The 23,610-nt window shown below is 37.1% G+C and carries 24 protein-coding genes and 2 pseudogenes; 9 read left to right on the plus strand and 17 right to left on the minus strand.

The window, feature by feature from the left end; genetic code table 11:
* Nucleotides 1-249 precede the first annotated feature (249 nt).
* The 3 genes from hpf to D8837_RS00715 form a co-directional block, all read right to left on the minus strand.
* The gene (hpf, locus tag D8837_RS00705) at nt 250-798 is read right to left on the minus strand and encodes a ribosome hibernation-promoting factor, HPF/YfiA family (RefSeq protein WP_000599100.1); all 549 of its coding nucleotides are present in this window, start codon (nt 796-798) and stop codon (nt 250-252) included.
* 79 nt (nt 799-877) lie between these two features.
* Nucleotides 878-1,540: a ComF family protein gene (locus tag D8837_RS00710; protein WP_125455872.1), complete on the minus strand. Its 663-nt coding sequence runs from the start codon at nt 1,538-1,540 to the stop codon at nt 878-880.
* Nucleotides 1,537-2,835: a DEAD/DEAH box helicase gene (locus D8837_RS00715; RefSeq protein ID WP_125455873.1), complete on the minus strand. Its 1,299-nt coding sequence runs from the start codon at nt 2,833-2,835 to the stop codon at nt 1,537-1,539. Before D8837_RS00715 ends, D8837_RS00710 begins: the two co-directional genes overlap by 4 nt.
* A 56-nt stretch (nt 2,836-2,891) precedes the next feature.
* Between D8837_RS00715 and D8837_RS00720 the strand changes: the two genes are divergently transcribed.
* From D8837_RS00720 to cysK, 3 genes are all read left to right on the plus strand, one after another.
* Nucleotides 2,892-3,527: a YigZ family protein gene (locus D8837_RS00720; protein ID WP_125455874.1), complete on the plus strand. Its 636-nt coding sequence runs from the start codon at nt 2,892-2,894 to the stop codon at nt 3,525-3,527.
* A 15-nt stretch (nt 3,528-3,542) separates the two neighbouring features.
* The gene (locus D8837_RS00725) at nt 3,543-3,986 is read left to right on the plus strand and encodes a PH domain-containing protein (protein WP_061088574.1); all 444 of its coding nucleotides are present in this window, start codon (nt 3,543-3,545) and stop codon (nt 3,984-3,986) included.
* A gap of 96 nt (nt 3,987-4,082) precedes the next feature.
* A complete protein-coding gene (gene cysK, locus D8837_RS00730) occupies nt 4,083-5,009 on the plus strand; it encodes a cysteine synthase A (RefSeq protein ID WP_125455875.1) in 927 nt (308 codons plus the stop codon).
* Between the two features lie 121 nt (nt 5,010-5,130).
* Here the strand turns inward: cysK and tsf are convergent, their stop codons facing one another.
* Both tsf and rpsB read right to left on the minus strand, forming a co-directional pair.
* Entirely contained in the window at nt 5,131-6,171 is a 1,041-nt protein-coding gene (gene tsf, locus D8837_RS00735) for a translation elongation factor Ts (RefSeq protein WP_033682512.1), read from the minus strand.
* A gap of 78 nt (nt 6,172-6,249) precedes the next feature.
* Nucleotides 6,250-7,029 carry a 30S ribosomal protein S2 gene (gene rpsB / locus D8837_RS00740; RefSeq protein WP_000268470.1) on the minus strand — a complete coding sequence of 260 codons (780 nt, stop codon included), beginning with the start codon at nt 7,027-7,029 and terminating at the stop codon, nt 6,250-6,252.
* Between the two features lie 282 nt (nt 7,030-7,311).
* Between rpsB and D8837_RS00745 the strand changes: the two are divergent.
* Together D8837_RS00745 and D8837_RS00750 are read left to right on the plus strand one after the other, a co-directional pair.
* Nucleotides 7,312-7,515: pseudogene (locus tag D8837_RS00745) on the plus strand (helix-turn-helix domain-containing protein); the annotation flags it as partial.
* A gap of 27 nt (nt 7,516-7,542) precedes the next feature.
* Nucleotides 7,543-7,719: pseudogene (locus D8837_RS00750) on the plus strand (transposase); the annotation flags it as partial.
* A 43-nt stretch (nt 7,720-7,762) separates the two neighbouring features.
* Here the strand turns inward: D8837_RS00750 and pcsB are convergent.
* The 10 genes from pcsB to yfmF form a co-directional block, all read right to left on the minus strand.
* Complete coding sequence (gene pcsB / locus D8837_RS00755) at nt 7,763-8,944, minus strand: peptidoglycan hydrolase PcsB (RefSeq protein WP_125455876.1); 1,182 nt, start codon at nt 8,942-8,944, stop codon at nt 7,763-7,765.
* 93 nt (nt 8,945-9,037) lie between these two features.
* Nucleotides 9,038-9,532 carry a rod shape-determining protein MreD gene (gene mreD, locus D8837_RS00760; RefSeq protein ID WP_125455877.1) on the minus strand — a complete coding sequence of 165 codons (495 nt, stop codon included), beginning with the start codon at nt 9,530-9,532 and terminating at the stop codon, nt 9,038-9,040.
* Nucleotides 9,532-10,350 carry a rod shape-determining protein MreC gene (mreC, locus tag D8837_RS00765; RefSeq protein WP_125455878.1) on the minus strand — a complete coding sequence of 273 codons (819 nt, stop codon included), beginning with the start codon at nt 10,348-10,350 and terminating at the stop codon, nt 9,532-9,534. The genes mreD and mreC overlap by 1 nt, the downstream gene beginning before the upstream one ends.
* A 57-nt stretch (nt 10,351-10,407) precedes the next feature.
* On the minus strand, nt 10,408-11,202 hold the full coding sequence (locus tag D8837_RS00770) for an energy-coupling factor transporter transmembrane component T family protein (protein ID WP_061589679.1): 795 nt from the start codon (nt 11,200-11,202) through the stop codon (nt 10,408-10,410).
* Nucleotides 11,195-12,034, minus strand: coding sequence for an energy-coupling factor transporter ATPase (locus D8837_RS00775; RefSeq protein ID WP_125455879.1), 840 nt, complete (start codon nt 12,032-12,034; stop codon nt 11,195-11,197). The genes D8837_RS00770 and D8837_RS00775 overlap by 8 nt, the downstream gene beginning before the upstream one ends.
* Nucleotides 12,019-12,846, minus strand: a complete 828-nt coding sequence (locus tag D8837_RS00780; RefSeq protein WP_125455880.1) for an energy-coupling factor ABC transporter ATP-binding protein — start codon at nt 12,844-12,846, stop codon at nt 12,019-12,021. The genes D8837_RS00775 and D8837_RS00780 overlap by 16 nt, the downstream gene beginning before the upstream one ends.
* Nucleotides 12,843-13,388 carry a CDP-diacylglycerol--glycerol-3-phosphate 3-phosphatidyltransferase gene (gene pgsA, locus D8837_RS00785; protein WP_125386272.1) on the minus strand — a complete coding sequence of 182 codons (546 nt, stop codon included), beginning with the start codon at nt 13,386-13,388 and terminating at the stop codon, nt 12,843-12,845. The genes D8837_RS00780 and pgsA overlap by 4 nt, the downstream gene beginning before the upstream one ends.
* Nucleotides 13,389-13,398: 10 nt before the next feature.
* On the minus strand, nt 13,399-14,226 hold the full coding sequence (rodZ, locus tag D8837_RS00790; RefSeq protein ID WP_125386271.1) for a cytoskeleton protein RodZ: 828 nt from the start codon (nt 14,224-14,226) through the stop codon (nt 13,399-13,401).
* 41 nt (nt 14,227-14,267) lie between these two features.
* Nucleotides 14,268-15,551 carry an EF-P 5-aminopentanol modification-associated protein YfmH gene (gene yfmH / locus D8837_RS00795; protein ID WP_125455881.1) on the minus strand — a complete coding sequence of 428 codons (1,284 nt, stop codon included), beginning with the start codon at nt 15,549-15,551 and terminating at the stop codon, nt 14,268-14,270.
* Nucleotides 15,548-16,798, minus strand: coding sequence for an EF-P 5-aminopentanol modification-associated protein YfmF (gene yfmF, locus D8837_RS00800; RefSeq protein ID WP_042751856.1), 1,251 nt, complete (start codon nt 16,796-16,798; stop codon nt 15,548-15,550). The genes yfmH and yfmF overlap by 4 nt, the downstream gene beginning before the upstream one ends.
* Nucleotides 16,799-16,956: 158 nt before the next feature.
* Between yfmF and yaaA the strand changes: the two genes are divergently transcribed.
* Nucleotides 16,957-17,325: a S4 domain-containing protein YaaA gene (gene yaaA, locus D8837_RS00805; RefSeq protein ID WP_042751857.1), complete on the plus strand. Its 369-nt coding sequence runs from the start codon at nt 16,957-16,959 to the stop codon at nt 17,323-17,325.
* Nucleotides 17,326-17,327: 2 nt separating this feature from the next.
* Entirely contained in the window at nt 17,328-18,425 is a 1,098-nt protein-coding gene (recF, locus tag D8837_RS00810; protein ID WP_125455882.1) for a DNA replication/repair protein RecF, read from the plus strand.
* A gap of 50 nt (nt 18,426-18,475) precedes the next feature.
* On the opposite strand, the gene guaB is transcribed toward recF, so the two are convergent.
* Nucleotides 18,476-19,954 (minus strand): IMP dehydrogenase, encoded by a 1,479-nt coding sequence (guaB, locus tag D8837_RS00815; RefSeq protein ID WP_033682529.1) that lies wholly within the window; start codon nt 19,952-19,954, stop codon nt 18,476-18,478.
* Between the two features lie 151 nt (nt 19,955-20,105).
* A complete protein-coding gene (gene trpS / locus D8837_RS00820; RefSeq protein WP_042751896.1) occupies nt 20,106-21,131 on the minus strand; it encodes a tryptophan--tRNA ligase in 1,026 nt (341 codons plus the stop codon).
* A 205-nt stretch (nt 21,132-21,336) separates the two neighbouring features.
* Between trpS and D8837_RS00825 the strand changes: the two genes are divergently transcribed.
* Both D8837_RS00825 and D8837_RS00830 read left to right on the plus strand, forming a co-directional pair.
* Nucleotides 21,337-22,959 carry an ATP-binding cassette domain-containing protein gene (locus D8837_RS00825; RefSeq protein WP_042751897.1) on the plus strand — a complete coding sequence of 541 codons (1,623 nt, stop codon included), beginning with the start codon at nt 21,337-21,339 and terminating at the stop codon, nt 22,957-22,959.
* A 61-nt stretch (nt 22,960-23,020) separates the two neighbouring features.
* Nucleotides 23,021-23,610, plus strand: a 590-nt coding sequence (locus D8837_RS00830) for a YfhO family protein (protein WP_142998993.1), incomplete at its 3' end; no start/stop codon positions are given.

Here is a 23,610-nt window from a genome sequence, read left to right on the forward strand (position 1 = left end):
TGAGAGACAAAATTACCTTTATCATACAGACCTTATTCACATGAAAGATCGCATCTATCTTTCCTAAACAATCCTTGTAAACACTTTATAAAAAGACAGTTGTTATAATACATACTTTTAAAGACTTTAACACTAACATTCTTATTGCTTTAAATATCAAAAAAGAGAATACCTATTCGATATTCTCTAACTTGTGACTTTTCAGTAAGCCACTACAGTCAAAACAACTTTTTGATTATCTTAAAAAGCTTACGATTCTTTAACTTCTAATAGACCAATTTCACCGTCCTCACGACGATAAATCACATTGGTTGTTTGATCTTCAACATCCACATAGATAAAGAAATCATGTCCCAACAAATCCATCTGTAAAATAGCTTCTTCCAAATCCATTGGTTTTAAATCAATTTGTTTTGAACGAACAACTCTAGACTGGACAACATTTGGATCTTCCACCAAAGCATCTGTAAATAATTGACTAGTTGCTACCTTATTTTTATTTTTACGCTCGATTTTTGTTTTATTTTTACGAATCTGACGTTCAATTTTATCGGTTACAAGGTCAATTGAACCATACATATCTTGAGACACATCTTCTGCACGAAGAGTAATTGAACCAAGTGGAATCGTCACCTCCACTTTAGCAGTTTTTTCACGATACACCTTCAAGTTAACTCGAGCATCCAACTCTTGTTCAGCTTGAAAATACTTTTCGATCTTTTCGAGTTTAGAAACTACATAATCACGAATTGCTTCTGTTACTTCTAGGTTTTCACCACGGATACTATATTTAATCATATNAGTACCTTCTTTCTAAACATTTTTGTTTTTCTNANTNNATTATAACGCTTTCATTTTNNTTTTGCAAATTTTTTCCTCATCTTACAAGGGAAAANGTTTTNACNTCCNNAGCACCNGCTTCTTCCAGCAGTTTCTTCACACGATTTATAGTTGTTCCTGTAGTATAAATATCATCTATAAGTAGTATTTTCTTAGGAATGCTGACTCCACTTTTAATAAAGAAAGGAAGTTCTGTCGCCAAGCGTTCTGAACGACTTTTAGAAGAACTAGCTCTCTCTTCTCTTTTATCTAATAAATCCAGATACTTGAAACCTGCTGCTTCAACTAAACCTTCAACCTGATTAAATCCTCTGTCAGCATATCTCTCCTTACTTAATGGAATGACTACAAATTGATACTCTTTGTACTTTTTCAACTCCTCACTTAAAAATGAAGAAAAAACTTTTCTTAAAAGGAAGTCTCTGTCAAACTTATACCGACTGAAAAAATCCTTCATAGCTTGATTGTAAGTAAAAATCGCTCTATGACTGACCTCAACTCCTTCTTTACACCAAAATTGACAATCTTGACACTTCGTTGACAAACCTATTTTCATACAGTTTGGACAGTTCTCTTCTCCAATCCTCTCAAAAGTAGAATCACAATCTAAACAAAGACAGGAGACATCATTCCTCAGAAGTAAGAGACTACTAAAAGTTAAAACAGCCTTCATAGTCTGCTCACACAATAAGCACTTCATAGCCCCGCCTCCTTATTCATCTGCTGAATTTCCATAATTGCCTTCTTGATTGAAGCATTTAACCCGTCATGGAAGAAAAACAAATCTCCTGTCGGTCTATCCATGCTTCGTCCAACTCGTCCACCAATCTGAATCAAACTAGATTTGGTAAACAGACGATGGTTGGCTTCTACTACAAAAACATCCACACAAGGGAAGGTAACTCCACGCTCCAATATCGTCGTACTGATCAGTATTGTCAGTTCTCCATCTCGAAAAGCTTGTACCTGCTCTAATCGATCCTCTGTTACAGAAGATACAAAGCCAATTTTCTCATTTGGAAATTGCTCCTGTAAGATTTCTTTTAGCTGCTCCCCTTTCTTAATTTCTGATGCAAAAATAAGCAACGGATAACCTGTCTTTCTCTGTTTCTCAATATAAGACTTTAACTTTGGTGACAAACAATTCTTATCTAAATAGCGATTAAAATCCGATAACCAAACTGGTTTAGGAATAATCAATGGATTCCCATGGAATCGTCTAGGTAAGCTCAGTCTTTTTAATTCTCCTAAACTGACTTTCCTATCTAACTCATCGGTCGAAGTCGCTGTTAAAAAGATTCTCAGTCCATTCTCCTTTACACTATTCTTGACAGCGTGGTAAAGCGTGGGATTATCAACATAAGGAAAGGCGTCAACTTCATCCACTATCAGTAAATCAAAAGCTTGATAAAACTTCAATAACTGATGGGTTGTCGCAACAACTAATGGGGTTCGGAAATAAGGTTCTGATTCTCCGTGTAGAAGGGCTATCTCACAAGCAAAATCATCTTGCAGGCGCTTATACAATTCCAAGCATACATCTATTCGAGGACTGGCCAAACACACTGCACCACCCGCATTGATCACCTTAGCTACAACTTGATAAATCATTTCTGTCTTTCCAGCCCCTGTCACCGCATGAACTAAAGTTGGCTCTTGCCTATCTACTGCTTGAATCAGTCCCTCTGACACCTTTTCTTGAAAAGGAGTTAATTGACCACGCCATTTAAGAACATCTTGTTTCGGAAAATCCTCCTGCGGAAAATAGTATAAAGCTTGATCACTCCTGACTCGCTTCATCAACAAGCACTCCCGACAATAGTAAGCACCGATGGGCAAATACCATTCTTCTAGAATAGTACTATCACAACGTTGACAGACAAGTTTCCCCTTCTCCTTTCTCATTGCTGGAAGTTTCTCTGCCAACTGACGTTCCTCTTTAGTTAATTCATTCTCAGTAAACAAACGACCGAGATAATTTGGATTTACTTTCATACTTCTTTATTCGTAAAAACCTAGCGCTTTAGATGATTTTTTAGTACAATTAAATCATGGAATTTAGAACAATTAAAGAAGACGGTCAAGTCCAAGAAGAAATCAAAAAATCCCGCTTCATCTGTCATGCTAAGCGTGTTTATAGCGAAGAAGAGGCTCGTGACTTCATCACCACCATTAAAAAAGAACACTACAAAGCGACACATAACTGCTCAGCCTTTATCATTGGAGAACGTAGTGAAATCAAACGTACAAGCGATGATGGTGAGCCTAGTGGTACTGCTGGCGTTCCCATGCTTGGGGTACTAGAAAATCACAATCTTACCAATGTCTGTGTGGTAGTGACACGCTACTTTGGTGGTATTAAACTAGGCGCTGGAGGATTGATTCGTGCTTACGCAGGCAGTGTTGCCTTAGCTGTCAAAGAAATTGGCATCATTGAAATAAAGGAACAGACTGGCATTGCTATTCAAATGTCTTATGCTCAGTACCAAGAGTATAGCAACTTTCTTAAGGAACATGATCTTACGGAACTTGAGACAAACTTTACAGATCAAGTGGATACGATGATTTATGTTAATAAAGAAGAAAAAGAAAATATTAAAGCTGCACTGGTAGAGTTTTTTCATGGAAAAGTTATCTTAACTGATCAAGGTTTACGAGAAGTTGAACTTCCTGTAAACTTAGTGTAAACAAAGGAGAAAAATATGGCATTTGGTAAATTCATTCAAGGACTCGCTGGTAACTTTAGCGAGCAAAACAAAGAAACTCTTATCAAAGAATATGGACAATATCTACTAGAAAATGAAGAAATTCAAAGTGGATATAAACTGATTCGTGACTCAATTATATTTACAAATATACGTATTATCTTTACAGATAAACAAGGCGCTACCGGTCGTAAGATGTCTATTAAATCAATCTTTTTGATGAACATTGTTAACGTTGAAATGGAAACTGCTGGAGCAGGTATAGATGATAGTGAAATTACTATTACTTATTTAGAAAATGTCTTTCTAAAAGCACATAATGAGCATTTTAGTGCTCATAAATTTGAATTCCCTAAGAAAACGGATATCGTTCCACTTTACACCTATTTATTAGAATTAGCTTATCACAATCGTTTGAAAATTAATGGCTTAGACCTGTGATATAAAAAAATCCTATCACTTCGATAGGATTTCTATATTTTACAAATGGTATAGTTAGCGTTATACTAGAAATATCTTATACAAAGAGGTATTCATATGTCTATTTATAACAATATTACTGAATTAATCGGTCAAACTCCGATTGTTAAACTCAACAACATCGTGCCAGAAGGGGCTGCGGACGTCTATGTAAAGCTTGAAGCATTCAATCCTGGTTCTTCTGTAAAAGATCGTATTGCTCTTAGCATGATTGAAAAAGCTGAACAAGACGGTATTCTGAAACCAGGTTCTACAATTGTTGAAGCAACAAGTGGAAACACTGGTATTGGACTTTCATGGGTAGGTGCTGCTAAAGGGTATAAAGTCGTCATCGTTATGCCTGAAACTATGAGTGTAGAACGACGTAAGATTATCCAAGCTTATGGCGCTGAACTCGTCCTAACTCCTGGAAGCGAGGGAATGAAAGGTGCTATTGCTAAGGCTCAAGAAATCGCTGCTGAACGTGATGGTTTCCTTCCTCTTCAATTTGACAATCCAGCTAATCCAGAAGTACACGAAAGAACAACAGGAGCTGAAATACTAGCTGCTTTCGGTAAAGATGGACTAGATGCCTTTGTTGCTGGAGTGGGTACCGGTGGAACGATTTCTGGTGTTTCTCATGCACTCAAATCAGCAAATTCTAACATTCAAGTTTTTGCAGTAGAGGCAGACGAATCTGCTATTCTATCTGGTGAAAAACCTGGACCACACAAAATTCAAGGTATCTCAGCTGGATTTATTCCTGATACACTGGATACAAAGGCTTATAATGGTATCGTTCGTGTAACATCAGACGATGCACTAGCACTCGGCCGTGAAATTGGTGGAAAAGAAGGATTCCTTGTAGGGATTTCTTCAGCGGCAGCTATCTACGGAGCCATCGAGGTTGCCAAGAAATTAGGTACAGGTAAAAAAGTTCTTGCTCTAGCACCAGATAACGGTGAACGTTATCTCTCTACAGCACTCTATGAATTTGAAGTGTAGTCTCCTAAATACACTTAGCCCTTATTATAGGGCTTTTTATTTATACCTTAAAAATAGGAACATCTCCCTATAAAGATCGACTGCATAGAAAAAAGGAAGCAATTTAGCTTCCTTTTTATTATTAGTTATTCAAGGCTGCTGCCATTGTAGCTGCAACTTCAGCTTCAAAGTCGTTTGCAGCTTTCTCGATACCTTCACCAACTTCAAAGCGAGCGAACTCAACTACTGAAGCATTAACTGATTCAAGATATGCTTCAACTGTCTTGCTGTCATCCATGATGTATACTTGTGCAAGAAGTGTGTAAGCTTGGTCAACTTTAGTGTTGTCAAGCATGAAGCGATCCATTTTACCTGGGATGATTTTGTCCCAGATTTTTTCTGGTTTGCCTTCTGCAGCCAATTCAGCTTTGATGTCAGCTTCAGCTTGGGCAATCACTTCATCAGTCAATTGAGCTTTTGATCCATACTTCAAGTGTGGAAGAGCTGGTTTGTTAACCATTGCACGACTTTCGTTGTCTTGGTCGATAACGTGGTTCAATTGTGCCAACTCATCTTTAACGAATTGCTCATCCAATTCTTTATAAGAAAGAACTGTTGGTTTCATCGCTGCGATGTGCATTGACAATTGTTTAGCAAGTGCTTCGTCTCCACCTTCAACAACTGAAATAACACCGATACGTCCACCGTTATGTTGGTATGCTCCAAAGTGTTGTGCGTCTGTTTTTTCAATCAAAGCAAAGCGACGGAATGAGATTTTTTCTCCGATAGTTGCTGTTGCAGATACGTATGCAGCTTCAAGAGTTTCACCTGAAGGCATTGTCAAAGCAAGAGCTTCTTCATTGTTAGCAGGTTTTCCTTCAGCAATAACTTTAGCTGTAGTATTTACCAGTTCAACGAATTGAGCATTTTTCGCAACGAAGTCAGTTTCAGCGTTTACTTCAATAACTGCTGCAACATTACCGTTAACATAAACACCAGTCAAACCTTCTGCAGCAACACGGTCAGCTTTCTTAGCTGCCTTAGCCATACCCTTTTCACGAAGCAATTCAATCGCTTTTTCGATGTCACCGTCTGTTTCTACAAGCGCTTTTTTAGCGTCCATAACTCCGGCACCAGATTTTTCACGCAACTCTTTTACAAGTTTAGCTGTAATTTCTGCCATTTTGATTCTCCTATATTTTTTAAAAATAGGAGAGCCGGGCTAAGCCCCGCCCTCCTAGGTAATTACTATTTATATAAATTAAGCGTTGTCGCCTTCTACAACTTCAACGATTTCTTCAATTGAATCTGCTTGAGTTTCTGAAGCTACAAATTCTGCTTCAACTGCTACTGCATCTTCACCTTGACGTCCTTCGATGATAGCGTCAGCCAATTTAGCTGTGATCAATTTAACAGCGCGGATAGCGTCATCGTTAGCTGGGATGATTACATCGATATCATCTGGATCAGTGTTTGTATCAACCATCGCTACAACTGGGATTCCCAATTTTTTAGCTTCTTTAACAGCGATTTGTTCTTTATGTGGGTCAACTACGTACATAACATCTGGAATACGAGGCATATCTTCGATACCTCCCAAGAATTTTTCAAGACGTGCACGTTGTTTGTTAAGAAGTGCAACTTCTTTCTTAGGAAGAACTTCGAAAGTTCCATCTTCTTCCATGCGTTTGATTTCTTTCAAACGAGCGATACGTTTTTGGATTGTTCCCCAGTTTGTAAGAGTTCCACCCAACCAACGGTGGTTAATAAAGTATTGACCTGAACGTACTGCTTCTTCAGCAACTGCATCAGCTGCTTGTTTCTTAGTACCAACAAACAATACAACTGCATCGTTAGCTGCTGCATCACGCATGAAATCGTAAGCTTGGTCAGCGTATTTTACAGTTTGTTGTAAGTCGATAACGTGAATTCCGTTACGCTCAGTGAAGATGTATTTAGCCATCTTAGGGTTCCAGCGACGAGTTTGGTGACCAAAGTGTACACCAGCCTCAAGAAGTTGTTTCATTGAAATTACTGCCATGAGTATTTCTCCTTTTTGTTTTTTTCCTCTTCTTGACTTCAACTCGCAAAACGACCCAAGGGCAACTGTTTCACAATTCATCAAGAATGAGTATTATCGTTCACACGACAAGTTTCATTTTACCATACTTTTTCAATATTTTCAAGCTATTTTAGTAGATTTTTAAAGTAGGTAATTTCTCAAAGTAACTTCCACTTGGCTGGTCAAAGTGGAAATTAGTCTAAAACGGATTTTTATAGTGGAATTAAGTATGAGACGTCTGAGTTAGAAATGAGGTCCACTATGACAAAACAGAAACACCTTACACTTTCAGACCGTAATGATATCCAACTAAGTTTAGAGCATGGTAAAATCTTTAAAGCTATTGGACAATTCATACTAAAAACCACTACTGTTTCCAAAGAAGTCAAACAGAATAGATAGGGCAGTTTCTCTACATATGATAACTTCCCTTGCCCTTCACTCGATAAAAAGCCCTTTGTCTGTATATAGTAGATAAAATTAGTGAACTTCGTCAACGCTCTTCAGTTACCCTATTCTAACTCAAAATTATAAGAAACAAATAATTTCATCAAGCTTATCAAGCGAAATGCCTTTAGTTTACGAAACTTTGAAAACTTCAAAAAACGTATTTTTATCGCTCTGAACATCAAAAAAGAAAGGACAACATTAGTCCTTTCTCGATCTTAGCTTTTCTTCAACCCACTACAGTTACCACAAAGACATCAATACATTAATTAGGATAAATGTAACTTACTACACCTCGTGATGCTGTTGGATTGAACCACCCTCGATAATTACCAATTGGTTGAGTACCGCTACCATCATAGTTACATTCAGAAACTTGAATACGAGTTGTTGACTCAACAGCTGTAACAACAGCTACGTGGCCATAGCCACCATCATCCCAACAAGCAATTGCTCCAACTTGTGGAGTAGATCCTGTACGGAATCCTGCCGCTGCAGCACTAGCAGCCCATTGCCCACCGTTGCCCCAATAATCACCTGCCCAAGGAGCTAATGTCTTGACACCCCATGTACATTGTCCAACAGGATAACTTGAAGCATTTGTGCTATAAATTGGACGACTTATTGATTGAACAGGTGCTACCGCAGATTCCGATACCGCTTGTACCTGATCTGTTAAGTTAGTTTTTGCAGAAGCAAGAACAGACTGATGTTGACTGGCTTGCTTTTCCTTATAGGCCGCTTCTGCCGCTGCTGCTGCACGTGCTTCAGCTTCAGCTGCTGCTTTTTGCTCCAACAAACTTGCTTTTTCACCCTCAGCAGTAGCCTTTTCAGCAGCAAGATTCAATTCTGCAGCTTTCAACTCAGCTTGTTTTGTAGTTAATGTTTGAGCATCATCAGCTAGTTTTTGCTGATTCGCAATAACTGTATTAATCGCATCATTGTTTGCTACTTGTTTTTCAGAAATAGCTTTTTTATCTGACTTTTGTTGTTCCAACATCTTGTTGTTTGCAGATACAATTTCACTCATTGCAGCAACGCGTGAAATTGCTTCTGTAATTGATTTTGAGTTTACAATTGTGTTAATGTAACTTGTTGCAGCTCCATTTGTTTGAGCACTACGAGCTTGTTTTTCTAACGAATCATTTCTAGATACAATATTTTTAGAAAGCTCTGTAATTTCTCCTTCAAGCTTTTTAGATTCTGCTTGTAATCTATCATTTTCAGATTGCAAACTAGATTGCTCTGTTTGAATAGCAGAAACTTGTTCCTGAATTTGGTTAACTTGTTTTTGAGCTTCTTGTTGTTGTGCTGTTAAATTGCTAATTTTATTATCTTTAGCAGCAATTTTTTCATCAGTCGATTCTGCGTGCACAGTTGTTAAAACAGCTGCTTGAGAAATCATTACTGTACTTAGTAAAAGTGACGCTAAGATTTTTTTCTTCATATTTCGTAGATACTCCTTCTTTTAAAGACATTACTAGTATACCAAAAAAAGGCCTAATGAATATTACGCCTTTGTTACATTTTTATTTCTTTCTTATAGGTAAATCTTTTCAAAAATAAACTGAAAAATAATCATCCATATAAGGTTCAAAATCATTGATGGCACTAAACTATAGACTATAAACAAAGACATACTATCCACAGTTAAACCTACCACTATTGCAAGTATATAAGCTCCCATCTCAAATAGAAAAGTCATGACAATAATTGCCAACATTCTCGTCCAACGATTCAACAAAATAATGCTATTAAATTTATGGAGAAATGCCCCCAATAAGACGAATAGCAGAGTTGCAATCCCTATCAAGTGGAAAAAGTAAATGTCATAAACCAAACCCACTACAAAACAATAGGCTAAATAGAGATACTCTGATACTTCAATCGTCTCAAATAAGAGAAATAAAAATAGAAAATGACTAGCTAACTGCACATGGGGAAAGAATGAACCCAGAAGCTGACTAATATGGGCATCAATTAGAACAAAGAAAGGAAGCAATAAAAATACTCCAACTCGCTTCAACTGTCTCATTATGAATTCCCCACTAATTCTATCACACTCACATTATGAGTATCTGCACTCAATTTAACAGTTACTTCTCTTGTCAAATAATCTGCACTATGCGTTGTAGCAACCACTTCACCAACAGGAATATCAGCAACATTAAAGTTTCCTAATCCACCAGTGGTCACCTTATCGCCTGCACTAATATCGCTACTACTATTTAATTGGCTAATTTTAAGAACTTCATTTTCTTTATCATAGCCAACAATAATTCCATAAATTGTAGTAGAACCATGTTGAATTTTAACAGAAATCTTATCAGCATTTTCCGTATTTGTCAGAAGGTTGACCATAGTAGAGTTCTCCTCCACTTTTGAGACACTCCCAATCAAGCCACCATTTGCAATGGCTAACATGTTCTCAGAAGCCCCTTTTGATTTACCTGCATCCAGGGTCAATTCCTGCCTCCAAGATACCGGAGAACGCATAATAACATCTGCTGCTAAAATCTTTGTGGCTTGCAACTTGGACTTCATATCAAGCAATTGACGCAGTTGTTCATTTTCCGTCTTTAAACTTTCCGCCTCATTTGATTTAACTTCTAATTGGTAAATCTGTTTCTTCAAACTTTCATTTTCGTTATATGTTCGTGTCAAATGAGCCAAATCTGATTTGACAGAATCAAACCACTGAAAAGGTTTTTGCACAACCCTATCAACCAATGAGATTCCATCTCCTAATTTTGTCACAATTGTACTTGAATAAGTCGTCGCTAAGAGAGCTGACACAAGCAGAACAGTGACAAAAACAATAATGACATATTTTGATTTTTTAAAACGGTTCATATCCCTACCTTTATATCAGAAACTGTTACAGTAATTTTTTATCAATTCCTGAAAGAACTAAGATTTTAAGAAAAATAAGCAACAACCAAGTCCGAGAATAACAAGAATAGTAAGTGTATCCTTTCGAGTCCATTTCAGTTGTCGGTATTGACTTCTGCCTTTTCCCCCCTGATAACCGCGCGCTTCCATGGCAATAGCCAAGGAATCCGCACGTTTTAAACTTGTAGCAAAAAGAGGAATCAAAATGGGAATCATAGCCTTCACCTTTTGAACGATGCTCCCTTCTCCAAAATCAACTCCACGCGCTTTCTGTGCATTCATAATCCGCGTCGTATCATCCATCAAGGTTGGGACAAAACGCAAACTCATGGACAGCATCAATCCAATTTCATGGACTGGAACTTTCACACGCTTTAAAGGCGCTAATAAAGCTTCGACAGCTGACGCCAAACTTAAGGGCATGGTCGTTAAGGTTAACAAAGTTGAAAAGAAAATAATCAATACAAAGCGACAAAAAATAATTCCAGCTTGTTGCAAAGCATAATCCGTGATTCTCACAAACGAAAACTCAAATAAAACATTCCCATTAGAAATGAAAAACAGTTGAAAAATAGTTGTGAAGGCAATCAAGAAAAACATAGATTTCAAGCCCTGAATAAAGAATGAAAGAGATACTCCTGACAAGGCAATAAATATCCCTGTCGCTATAAAAAGAATTAGATTCGTCAAGGGATTATTAGCCCAAAAAACGATTAAAATCAGTAACATCATAGCAAGCAATTTGCTACGTGGATCCAATCGGTGAACAATCGAATCCCCTGGGATATAACGCCCCAAAATCATACTATCCATTTAGCGACTCCTTGAACTCCTCTATCTTAATCGGTAATCGTTTAAATGACACGCCTCTATCAGCCAATCGTTTACAAAAGGCCGTAATTTTAGGTACTCCCAACTGCACTTCTTCCATAAAGACAACATCTTGAAAGATATCACTTGGTTTACCACCCTTAACTAAACGTCCCTTTTCCATCACATAGACTTGACTTGCATATTCAGCAACATCATCCATCAAATGCGTTACCAAGACAATGGTCATCCCTGACTGGTGGAGTTTTTTGAATAAATTCATCAGATCTTTTCTTCCCAGGGGATCTAGGCCTGCTGTGGGCTCATCTAAGACTAATATGGCTGGTTCCATGGCAAGTATGCCTGCAATGGCCACACGTCTCATTTGTCCACCTGATAGCTCAAACGGGCTACGATTAAAAAGTGATTCATCAATTCCAACCAGAGCCAGTTTCTCACGCGCAATCTGCTCCGCATCTTCTTCAGAAACTCCAAAATTTTGCGGTCCAAAAGCGACGTCTTTCAAAACCGTTTCTTCAAAAATCTGATTTTCAGCAAACTGAAATACCAAACCAACCTGTTTTCTAATTTGCCGAATATCTTTATTTTTAGAAGTCGAAGTGATTAAGGTATCAAAAACTCGCACACTCCCTTGACTTGGCACCAATAAACCATTTAAGAGTTGCAAAATAGTTGATTTACCACTACCCGTGTGGCCAATTAAAGCCGTATAAGAACCATCTTCAATCGTCAAAGAAACATCTGACAAAGCTGTTGAAGCTAAGGGAGTCCCTCCTTGATACGTAAAACTCACATTTTCTAGAGCAATTCCCATAGTTTATCCTCTAGCTCACTTTCTGTCAAATAATTTTCAGGCAAATCATAGCCATTCTGGCTCAAAGAATGTTTTAATTGATTAGCAAAAGGATCGTCTAATCCAATTTGATCCAAATCATTTCGTGAGAAAAGTTCTCTTGGGCTACTAGTTGATTCAATTGACCCTTTTTTCATGACCAACACACGATCACTCATGGCGACTTCTTCCAAATCATGTGTAATGGAAATGACCGTCATATCATAGTCTTTCCGAATTCCTTTTACTGTCTCAATCAGTTCTCTACGTCCCTCAGGATCCAACATACTCGTTGCTTCATCTAAGATTAAAATAGCTGGTCTTAGGGCTACAACACCTGCAATAGCCACACGTTGCTTTTGGCCACCTGATAGACGTGCTGGCTCTCTCTTTTTAAAGTCCAACATGCCAACCAAATCCAGAGCTTCTTCCACTCTCTTTTTCATTTCTTGACGAGAAAGTCCCTGATTTTCCAAACCAAAGGCAACATCATCTTCAACAGTCGCTCCAACAAATTGATTATCTGGATTTTGAAAAACCATACCGATTTGACGACGTATGCTCCAAACATTCTCCTCAGTCAACTGTTGGCCATTGATTACAATCTCTCCGGATTCTGCTTCCAGTAAGCCATCAATTAAGCGAACCGTTGTTGATTTACCACTACCATTATGCCCTACAATCGAAAGCCATTCTCCACGTTTCACGTGAAACGTAATATCCTTCACATCATAGTATTCCTGACTTTCCTTATAGCGAAAAGAAAGATTTTTTACATCAATTACTGATTTCATTTCGAACCAAATGTCCCTTTAAATACATAGGCACTACCCTTGAAATAATCATAACCAGAGTAGATAGTGAAAAACAAGGCTACATAAAGTAGAACTTGACCAAGCAAAATCCAATGTAATAGCAAGAAAACAATGGCAAACATCTGACTAAAAGTTTTAATTTTTCCAGGCATTGCTGCTGCTAAAACTGTCCCACCAGTTTCAACTAATAAAAGTCTTAAACCTGTTACAGCCAACTCACGACAGATGATCACTGCAACAATCCAAGCTGGAGCCATACCTAACTCAATCAGCATAATAAAAGCAGACATAACTAGTAACTTATCCGCCATAGGATCTGCAAATTTGCCAAAATTACTGACCACATTCCATTTACGAGCTAAATATCCATCTAAATAGTCGGTAATACTGGCAATAGCAAATATAATAGCTGCTACTATATGACTTTCTAGCGAATTTCCTATCGTTAAAATAAAGATAAAAATAGGTATAAAGAGAATTCGACCTATTGTTAAGAGATTGGGAATTTGTTCTTTTTTCATTCGTTTTTCCTTAATTTCTAGTAAAGGTTACAGTGATTTGTCCAGTTTGAGCTGTTAATTTCGATAAATCAACAGTCTGATTATCTACTGTTAAAGCAACACCTTTGACAACACCTAAAGTAATGGTCACAGGATTTTTTGTTGAAACTGTTGTTTCTGCACTTTTATTATCCGGTGATAAGGTCACACCACCCTCAAGCTCACTTTCTGAAACACTAACCCAACTTCTAGCATCTGAAACCGATAATTGCAATTTTGCGGTTTCCTTACTTGTTTTATAAGCGATTTCTACATAATTTCCTTCACCTGATACACTTATAACTGGTTCAATATTCGAAGAGCTACTTGATGAACCACTACTTGAAGATGGAGTTACAGAACTAGTCGAACTTGTTGCTTGGACTACACTATAACTAGACGTAGATGAATTCTCCGGTTGAGTCTGGAGATAATTCCAAACATAATAAGTCACAAAAATGACAATCGATAGGGCAAAGAGTATAAAATAAAATAAAGGTAAAAATGATGTCTTATTTTTCTTACTGGAACGTCTCCTGCCTGTTAACTCGTCTTCATCAACATCTACTTCCTCATACGTAATCATGCTCCCAGAATCATAAGCATCCAAGACAATTCTCTCATCAAGCTCAACTGCCCACGCATACTTTCGTAAAAAAGAACGAGTATAAAATGGACTAGGAAGTTGATCAAAATCATCAGCTTCCATCGCCTCCAACATATCCAACTGAATTTCTGTTTTTTTGTGTAATTCTTCTAGAGTCAACCCTTGGTTGGTTCTAGCTAAACGTAAAACCTCACCAATTGTTTTTTTCCTCATACTTGTCATTCCTTCTTTCTAGTGTCTATTATGATAGGTTGCTACGATGGGAATATTGTAAAATCAACTATATCACCATCATATATTAAATGATGTCCAGCATCAAGGACATCCTCTAAATTAATTTCCTGTAAAATCTTTGGTAAATCAAAGATTGTCTCACCNTGTCCAAAAGCATCATATTGCGTTGCAATAAATTCAAGAGAGTTCATGCTACTGAAAAATTCTCCAAACATTTCTCTTTTTATAATATCTAAATGATCCTCTGTAATATCTGAATCCTTTGTAAAATTACGAATAGCCTTCCTAAACTGATGAGATAAAGCAACTGGCTCTTTTGTATCCATTGTCAACATAACAAAATGAAAGCGACTTGTTACTTCAACTTCCAGAGATAAGGACGCAACAATTTTACCTGATTCATATAATTTTTGAAAACGATCCGAAGTCCAACCAAACATCATTGCAAACAATAATTTTAATAAAATATGATGTCGATAGCAATCCGCCTCATCAACTTCTCGATTACCTCTAATCCCAATCGCTAGTTTAGGAGAAGACACTTCCATTCTCATACTGTCTGTTTGCTTTACAGCTTGTAAAACAAACTTTTCTCTTGCTACTTCCTGAACATCTAAATCTTCCAGTTCTTTTCTTTCAAAATAGTCCTGTACTTGATCCACATCAAAATTGCCAACTAAAAACAGAGACATATTTACAGGTTTGTAAAACCTTGTGAAGTTTTCTTGCAAATTAGTTAGATTGATTTGGGAAATGGACTCCTCACTGCCAACTATATCAGTTGCTAAAGGTGTGCCTGGATACAAATTCGCTAAAGTTGAAAAGAATAAACACGAATCTGGATCATCTTGATACATTTCTCGTTCTTGCTGGATAATATCCTGCTCTCTTAAAACGGAACCTTCAGTAAAGTGTGCTGATGTTACCAATTCATCAAGTAAGTCTAAATTGTCTAAAAAATGATCCGTTGCTGAAAAAAGATAACTTGTCTTTGTAAAGCTTGTAAAGGCATTACTATCTGCACCTAGACTCGTAAAAGCCGACATCAAATCGCTAGCATCTTCTCTTTCAAATAATTTATGTTCAAGAAAGTGAGCAATTCCTGCAGGATATTGTTTTACATATCCGTCAACTTCTGTGACAAGCGTATCTACCGAACCAAACTGTACAGTTACACTCCCGTAAACCTCTTTAAATTCCTTTTTAGGCAAAAGAGCAACTGTCAATCCATTTGACAAACGAGTTCGATAAACCATTTCTTTTACAGCTGGATAGTATTTTTCTTCAAAAACAACCTTTGTCATTCTATTCCTTCCATAAAGTAAATCGCCTGTAGTTTCACATTATTAGCTGCTCTACAAATAGCCTCTTTGTCAACTTGCTCGAGTTTTGCAATCCAACTTTTAAAGTCTGCTGAAGATTTTCCAAGCAAGGCATTTTGATAAGCACGTTCAATCAATGAACTTTGATTATCTTGAGAAAGCAACAGAGACCGACGAATCATTTCCTTTGTTTGCTCTAACTCAAGCTCTGTAAAATAACCTTTTTTTAAATCAAGCAGTTGATTATTCATCATTTTACGAGCCTGGTTCCGATTTTCTTGATCGATACCAGCATACATCCTCAAGAATCCACTAAATAAATCAAGCTGACTTGAAATAGTATAAGCCAATCCAGCATTTTCACGGACGTTTGTAAAGAGCTTAGAATGAGCAAATCCACCAAGTAAACCATTCATTACAATCATGGGTAAATGTTTCTCATCACCATATTCAGAAGGGCAATGATAACCCAATTCCAAAATGGATTGTCCCACATTTTTCCGAACCATACCTTCCTGAAGGATATTAGAATATGGTTGACAATACTGAACTTTTACATCTCCTTCTCGACCTTTGAAGCCAAATGATTCTAATACATTTTGAATTTCAACCTCATTAAAATCACCTAGGAAAAAGAAATCTATTCGATCATTAGCCAAAAATTCTTGGAAACAAGAATAAGAACTTTGTGGAGTTTCAACTAAAATACGATTTCGTAAATCACTATATTCCAATTGAAGACGTTCATCACAAAAAAATAATTTATCTAATTCTTTATGTGCGAAATAAAAAGAATCATCCATATCAGATGCTAAACTTGCTAGCAATTGTTTTTTCTCAATTTCAAATAAGGCCGGATCAAACCCATTATCAACTACTACGGGTGAAAAAAGAGTTTCTTTTAAAAATTCCAAAACCTGAGAAGTTAGCACATTTTTCCTACTTAAAAACTCATCACGAACATAGGTAAATGTAAATTCTACAATATGACTTTGCCCTCTTCTGAAACAATTGGTTGACATATCTGTACCGTATAGACTGGCCAAATGTCTTCTCAAATCTTGAGAAGTGGGGTACATCTGATTAGCAGTCTCTAGCATACTCGCACTCAACATGCGACCTGCAATCGTATCAAGAGATAATGGAGCGGTAAAACGCACGGTGATTTTGTTCGTTTTAAACTTTTTTGATTGGATAAAATGTGTTGAAATTCCATGCACTAACTCCATGATTGACCTCCTTATATACAGACTTCTATTATATCACGAAAACCTGAAATTTTCTTGTTCTCTGTAACACTTTTGAAATAAAAATCGCTTACATTTCTCCCTGTTTCTCTCACTATTTTTAGGAAAATATGGTATAATACCAAAGATTGAGGTGAATTATGGAATACAAATTATTTGAAGAATTTATTACCCTCCAAGCACTACTCAAAGAACTTGGAATTACACATAGCGGAGGAGCTATCAAATCATTTCTCTCTGAACATTCTGTTTACTTTAATGGAGAATTAGAGAGTCGTCGTGGTAAAAAACTTCGTATTGGCGATAAAGTTGACATCCCTGACATAAATATTGACATCTTGTTGACACAACCTACTTCTGAGGAGCAAGAGGAATATCAAGCTGATAAAGTTGAAAAAGAACGAATCGCTAAACTTGTCAAGGAGATGAATAAAGGAGTAAAAAAAGACAACTCTAAACCTACTTCATCAACCAAAAGCAAACAAGCTCCACGATTCCCTGGTAGATAATCATGTGGCTACAACACCTATCTCTCAAGACTTTTCGTAACTATAAAGAGACGAAAATAGACTTTAACCCTAAATTGAATGTCTTTTTAGGACGCAATGCGCAAGGTAAAACAAATATGTTAGAGGCTATCTATTTTTTAGCCTTAACACGTAGTCATCGGACTCGAACAGATAAAAATCTCATTCATTTTGACGAGGAACAACTTCATCTTTCAGGTCTTGTTCAAAAACAAACGGGATCCATTCCTCTCGAAATCGAACTAACACAAAAAGGGCGTGTGACAAAAGTTAATCACTTAAAACAGGCACGACTTTCAGATTACGTAGGACACATGAATGTTGTCTTATTTGCTCCGGAAGATTTANAACTAATTAAAGGAGCACCTTCAGTTCGACGAAAATTCATTGATATGGAGCTTGGACAAATTAAGCCCATCTATCTATCAGATTTAACCAATTATAACCATATCCTTAAGCAAAGAAATACCTATCTAAAATCAGCTCAAAAAATAGATGAAACCTTCCTTTCAGTACTAGATGATCAGCTAGTCGATTATGGATGTCGTGTGATGAATCACCGCTTAGATTTCATAAAAAAACTAGAATCATTTGGGCGTAAGAAACATTTTGAACTCTCTAATCAGATTGAAGAGTTGTCAATAGCCTATCAATCTTCTGTCAAGATAGCTGACAAAGAAAACTTATCAGAATCTTTCAAAATTGCTTTAGAAAAAAGTAGGTCCAGAGATTTATTTAAAAAGAATACTGGTGTTGGTCCTCATAGAGATGACATTTCTTTTTATATAAATGGGATGGATGCTAGTTTCGGAAGTCAAGGTCAACATCGTAGTCTCGTCCTTTCTATAAAATTAGCAGAAATCGAGTTGATGGAAAGTATTACTACAGAATCTCCAATATTACTGCTTGACGATGTTATGAGTGAACTTGACAACACTAGACAGTTAAAATTATTAGAAACGATTTCTCAGTCAATCCAAACCTTTATCACAACAACAAGCTTAGATCATCTTCAAAATCTGCCAGAAGATCTAAGTATCTTTACTATTCAGGATGGTAAAGTTGCTGTAAATCAAAATTGACAACATCGTAAAAGAACTCCTGTTTTCACAGGAGTTCTTTTCATTGTTTTTCACATAGAATAATTTGGTGCCTCATTCGTAATTTGTACATCATGAGGATGGCTCTCTTTCAAACCAGCACCAGACATTTCAATAAATTGAGCGTTATCGTGTAGTTCCTTAAGGTTAGCTGCACCACAGTAACCCATACCAGAGCGAATACCACCAATCATTTGGAAGACAATATCAGCTGCCGCTCCTTTATAAGCAACACGACCTTCAATTCCTTCAGGAACGAGTTTGTTTGCTTCGTTGACAGAGCCTTGGAAGTAACGATCGCTTGAACCTTTCTTCATGGCAGCGATTGATCCCATACCACGGTAAGTTTTGAATTTACGTCCTTGGAAGATTTCAGTTTCGCCTGGAGCTTCATCAGTTCCAGCAAACATAGATCCAAGCATAACAGCATTTCCACCAGCCGCAAGTGCTTTTACAATATCTCCAGAATACTTGATTCCACCGTCAGCAATGATCGTTTTACCATATTCACGCGCAACAGCTGCAGCATCGTAGATAGCCGTTACTTGCGGAACACCAACACCAGCAATAACACGAGTAGTACAGATAGAACCTGGTCCAATACCAACCTTGACAACGTCTACACCTGCTTCATAAAGAGCACGTGCACCTTCAGCAGTAGCAATATTTCCAGCAATCAAAGTACGGTCTGGGAAATGAGCACGAATCTCAGCAATTTTACGCAAGACACCTGCAGAATGACCATGCGCAGTATCAATAACAATCGCATCCGCTCCTGCCTCAAAAAGAGCCTCTGCACGTTCAAATGTATCTGAAGTAACACCTACTGCACCTGCAACTAGAAGACGACCAAACTCATCTTTAGCCGCATTTGGAAACTCAATAACTTTTTCAATATCTTTGATGGTAATCAAACCAGAAAGACGGCCTTCTTCATCTACCAACGGAAGTTTTTCAATACGGTGTTCTTGAAGAATGCTTTCAGCCGTTACAAGATCTGTACCCACAGGAGCAGTCACAAGATTTTCACTGGTCATATGGTTTGAAATTGGTTGATTATAATCTGAAATAAAACGAAGATCTCGGTTTGTCAAAATACCAACTAATTTACGATTTTCAAGTGTTTCAACAACTGGAACACCACTGATACGGTAACGTCCCATAAGCTCATCAGCTTCAGCAATTGTATGTTCAGGAGTCAAGAAGAACGGATCAATAATAACTCCATTTTCAGAACGTTTTACCTTGCGAACCTCGTCTGCTTGCTGAGCAATTGACATGTTTTTATGTATAACTCCGAGACCACCTGCACGAGCAATAGCAATGGCCATTTGACTCTCTGTTACTGTGTCCATGGCAGCGGTAATAATTGGGATATTTAAAGTCAAATTATCTGCCAATTTAGTTGTTAAATCTGCATCATTAGGCAATACATGACTTTCAGCTGGAATAAGCAATACATCATCGAAGGTAAAACCTTTTTTCAAAAATTTAGTGTCCCAATTAGACATTCGAAGTTTCCTCTTTTCTTTCTTTTTGAGCTTGACTCTTTTTATATTGTATCTATCATACCATTCTATAAAAATTTGTCAAATGTTACAGGGGTAAATAAAAAACTATCTTTTCTTCCTGATAGAAATGATAGTTTCTTGTAAAATAAACTTAGTTAAAGTAATGAAGTCCCATTGCTCCTTTAACCTCAGATAGGGTTTGACCCGCAACTTCACGCGCTCTTTCACTACCTTTTTGAAGCATGTTATAAACTTCTCCCATATCCTTAGCAAATTCGATACGGCGCTCACGAATAGGACCAAGTTCACGCTCTAATATTTCAAGTAGATAACGCTTAGTCTTAACATCACCAAGACCACCTCGTTGATAATGTTCTTTCATATCAGCAATTTCTTTAGCATCTTCTGGACGACCAAAAACATCTAGATAATGGAAGACCATATTTCCCTCAATTTTACCTGGATCTTCCACTCGAATATGATCTGGATCTGTATACATACTCATTACTTTTTTACGCAAAGTATCCGCATCATCAGCTAAATAAATACCATTATTGAGTGATTTAGACATTTTAGCATTTCCATCTAAACCAGGCAAACGCCCTGCTCTCTCATTTTCTGGATAAATACCTTCCGGCTCTACCAAGACATCACAGTTATATGCATTGTTAAAAGAACGAACAATTTCACGAGTTTGCTCAATCATTGGTTTCTGATCTGTTCCTACAGGAACATAATTGGCTTTGAAAGCTGTGATGTCAGCTGCTTGAGCGATTGGGTAAACCAAGAAGCCTGTCGGAATACTTTCTCCAAATCCTTTTTGAGAAATCTCTGTTTTGACTGTTGGATTGCGCTCCAAACGTGCTAATGAAACTAGATTCATATAGTACATAGATAGTTCAGCCAACTCTGGAATCTGACTTTGAATAAAGATAGTTGACTTACTTGGATCCAATCCAACTGCAAGATAATCCAAAGCGACATTTCCGATAGACTCTACAATTGTTTGAGGGTCTTTAGCATGATCTGTCAAGGCTTGTTGGTCAGCCAAGAACACAAACATATCATACTTATTCTCTTCCTGTAACAATACTCGATTTTTGAGACTACCGACATAATGTCCAATATGCAATTTTCCTGTTGGACGGTCTCCTGTTAAAATAATGGGTTTAGTCATTTTGTTCTCCTTCGATATAGTCCCTTCAATTATAGCATTTTTTTAATGAAATAACCGCAATTTCTCAAAATAAATCAGTCTTGCTATTTACGGATTTGTGTAAAGGATATTGTAAATCTAATTTACACAAAATTGACAGATAAAAATTTGAATATTTCTGTATTTTCTAGTAGAATAAATATATTACATATATAGGAGAAAAACATTGCTTACAGTATCTGATGTTTCACTACGTTTTAGTGATCGCAAACTTTTTGATGATGTCAATATCAAATTTACAGAAGGAAATACTTACGGATTAATCGGTGCTAATGGTGCCGGAAAGTCAACCTTTTTAAAAATTTTAGCTGGAGATATCGAACCTACTACTGGTCACATCTCTCTTGGTCCAGATGAACGTCTCTCTGTTCTTCGTCAAAATCACTTTGACTACGAAGACGAACGTGCCATTGATGTCGTTATCATGGGAAATGAAAAACTTTATAGCATCATGAAAGAGAAAGATGCTATCTACATGAAGGAAGATTTTTCAGATGAGGATGGAGTGCGTGCTGCCGAACTTGAAGGAGAGTTCGCCGAGCTTGGAGGATGGGAAGCAGAAAGTGAAGCCTCTCAACTACTTCAAAACCTAAATATCCCAGAAGAACTGCATTACCAAAATATGAGCGAATTAGCAAATGGTGAAAAAGTTAAAGTTCTCCTCGCCAAAGCACTTTTTGGTAAACCAGATGTTCTTCTTTTGGACGAGCCTACCAACGGTTTGGACATCCAATCGATTACTTGGTTGGAAGACTTCTTGATTGACTTTGATAACACCGTTATCGTAGTATCCCACGACCGTCACTTCTTAAACAAAGTATGTACTCACATGGCCGACCTTGACTTCGGAAAAATCAAACTCTATGTCGGAAACTACGACTTCTGGAAGGAATCTTCTGAGCTTGCTGCTAAATTGCTAGCAGACCGTAATGCTAAAGCAGAAGAAAAAATTAAGCAATTGCAAGAGTTCGTTGCTCGTTTCTCTGCTAATGCTTCTAAATCAAGACAAGCAACATCACGTAAGAAAATGCTTGATAAGATTGAACTTGAAGAAATTGTACCATCTAGTCGTAAATATCCATTTATCAACTTTAAAGCGGAACGTGAGATTGGTAATGATCTCTTAACAGTAGAAAATCTAACTGTAAAGATTGATGGTGAGACTATTTTAGATAATATCAGCTTTATCTTGCGTCCAGGTGATAAGACAGCGCTTATTGGACAGAATGACATCCAAACGACTGCATTAATTCGTGCAATCATGGGAGACATTGACTATGAAGGAACTGTCAAGTGGGGAGTTACTACTAGCCGTTCTTACTTACCAAAAGATAACTCGGCAGATTTTGCAGGGGGAGAGTCAATCCTTGACTGGTTGCGTCAATTCGCAAGTAAAGAAGAAGATGACAACACTTTCCTACGCGGTTTCCTTGGCCGTATGCTCTTCTCTGGAGATGAGGTTAACAAACCTGTAAATGTCTTGTCAGGGGGAGAAAAAGTTCGTGTCATGCTTTCAAAACTCATGCTCTTAAAATCAAATGTCCTTGTACTCGATGATCCAACCAATCACTTGGACTTAGAATCTATCTCAAGCTTGAACGATGGATTGAAAAACTTTAAAGAATCAATCATCTTTGCCAGCCATGACCACGAGTTTATTCAAACTCTAGCTAACCATATCATTGTCTTGTCTAAAAATGGCGTCATTGACCGTATCGATGAAACCTATGATGAATTCCTAGAAAATGCAGATGTACAAGCAAAAGTTAAAGAACTTTGGAAAGACTAAATAAAACTTCAAAACTCAGTTGGGTTAACCAGCTGAGTTTTCTAACATTTTATGAGGTAACATGAAATTATTTTTTAAAACATATTGGACCTATTTTGTTTCTTTCATCATTCCCATAATCATTATGATAGGAGTATATCTATCTCAAGGTATCTACTGGAATAGTGATACATCTCCACTATTAGGAGATGGCTTTCATCAATACGTTATTTTTGATATAGCTCTAAGAAATATCCTACACGGAAATGGTAGTTTGTTCTACACCTTTACAAGTGGCCTCGGATTGAATTTCTATGCCCTATCTAGTTATTACTTGGGTAGTTTCCTTTCACCACTAGTTTACTTTTTTGATCTAACTAATATGCCAGATGCTGTCTATCTGACAACTCTCTTAAAATTTGGATTGATTGGACTGTCAACTTACTTTAGTTTAAATAAATTATTTCAATCGATTCCTAAGCCTTTAAAACTAGCTTTATCTACTTCCTATGCTCTGATGAGTTTCACTGTCAGTCAATTAGAGATAAAAACCTGGCTAGATGTTTTTATCTTGATTCCTTTAATTATAACTGGTTTACAGCTACTTATCACTGAAAGGAAATTCCTATTGTACTTTACAAGTCTGTCAATCTTATTTATACAAAACTATTA

Origin of the sequence: Streptococcus mitis, from assembly GCF_003942965.1 — a bacterium.
Classification (GTDB): domain Bacteria; phylum Bacillota; class Bacilli; order Lactobacillales; family Streptococcaceae; genus Streptococcus; species Streptococcus mitis_BH.

Excerpts from the sequence above, each read along its gene's own strand:
- hpf (WP_000599100.1), bottom strand. The coding sequence starts at position 798 with ATGATTAAATATAGTATCCGTGGTGAAAACCTAGAAGTAACAGAAGCA.
- D8837_RS00715 (WP_125455873.1), bottom strand. The coding sequence starts at position 2,835 with ATGAAAGTAAATCCAAATTATCTCGGTCGTTTGTTTACTGAGAATGAA.
- D8837_RS00720 (WP_125455874.1), top strand. The coding sequence starts at position 2,892 with ATGGAATTTAGAACAATTAAAGAAGACGGTCAAGTCCAAGAAGAAATC.
- D8837_RS00725 (WP_061088574.1), top strand. The coding sequence starts at position 3,543 with ATGGCATTTGGTAAATTCATTCAAGGACTCGCTGGTAACTTTAGCGAG.
- cysK (WP_125455875.1), top strand. The coding sequence starts at position 4,083 with ATGTCTATTTATAACAATATTACTGAATTAATCGGTCAAACTCCGATT.
- tsf (WP_033682512.1), bottom strand. The coding sequence starts at position 6,171 with ATGGCAGAAATTACAGCTAAACTTGTAAAAGAGTTGCGTGAAAAATCT.
- rpsB (WP_000268470.1), bottom strand. The coding sequence starts at position 7,029 with ATGGCAGTAATTTCAATGAAACAACTTCTTGAGGCTGGTGTACACTTT.
- pcsB (WP_125455876.1), bottom strand. The coding sequence starts at position 8,944 with ATGAAGAAAAAAATCTTAGCGTCACTTTTACTAAGTACAGTAATGATT.
- mreD (WP_125455877.1), bottom strand. The coding sequence starts at position 9,532 with ATGAGACAGTTGAAGCGAGTTGGAGTATTTTTATTGCTTCCTTTCTTT.
- mreC (WP_125455878.1), bottom strand. The coding sequence starts at position 10,350 with ATGAACCGTTTTAAAAAATCAAAATATGTCATTATTGTTTTTGTCACT.
- D8837_RS00770 (WP_061589679.1), bottom strand. The coding sequence starts at position 11,202 with ATGGATAGTATGATTTTGGGGCGTTATATCCCAGGGGATTCGATTGTT.
- D8837_RS00775 (WP_125455879.1), bottom strand. The coding sequence starts at position 12,034 with ATGGGAATTGCTCTAGAAAATGTGAGTTTTACGTATCAAGGAGGGACT.
- D8837_RS00780 (WP_125455880.1), bottom strand. The coding sequence starts at position 12,846 with ATGAAATCAGTAATTGATGTAAAAAATCTTTCTTTTCGCTATAAGGAA.
- pgsA (WP_125386272.1), bottom strand. The coding sequence starts at position 13,388 with ATGAAAAAAGAACAAATTCCCAATCTCTTAACAATAGGTCGAATTCTC.
- rodZ (WP_125386271.1), bottom strand. The coding sequence starts at position 14,226 with ATGAGGAAAAAAACAATTGGTGAGGTTTTACGTTTAGCTAGAACCAAC.
- yfmF (WP_042751856.1), bottom strand. The coding sequence starts at position 16,798 with ATGGAGTTAGTGCATGGAATTTCAACACATTTTATCCAATCAAAAAAG.
- yaaA (WP_042751857.1), top strand. The coding sequence starts at position 16,957 with ATGGAATACAAATTATTTGAAGAATTTATTACCCTCCAAGCACTACTC.
- guaB (WP_033682529.1), bottom strand. The coding sequence starts at position 19,954 with ATGTCTAATTGGGACACTAAATTTTTGAAAAAAGGTTTTACCTTCGAT.
- trpS (WP_042751896.1), bottom strand. The coding sequence starts at position 21,131 with ATGACTAAACCCATTATTTTAACAGGAGACCGTCCAACAGGAAAATTG.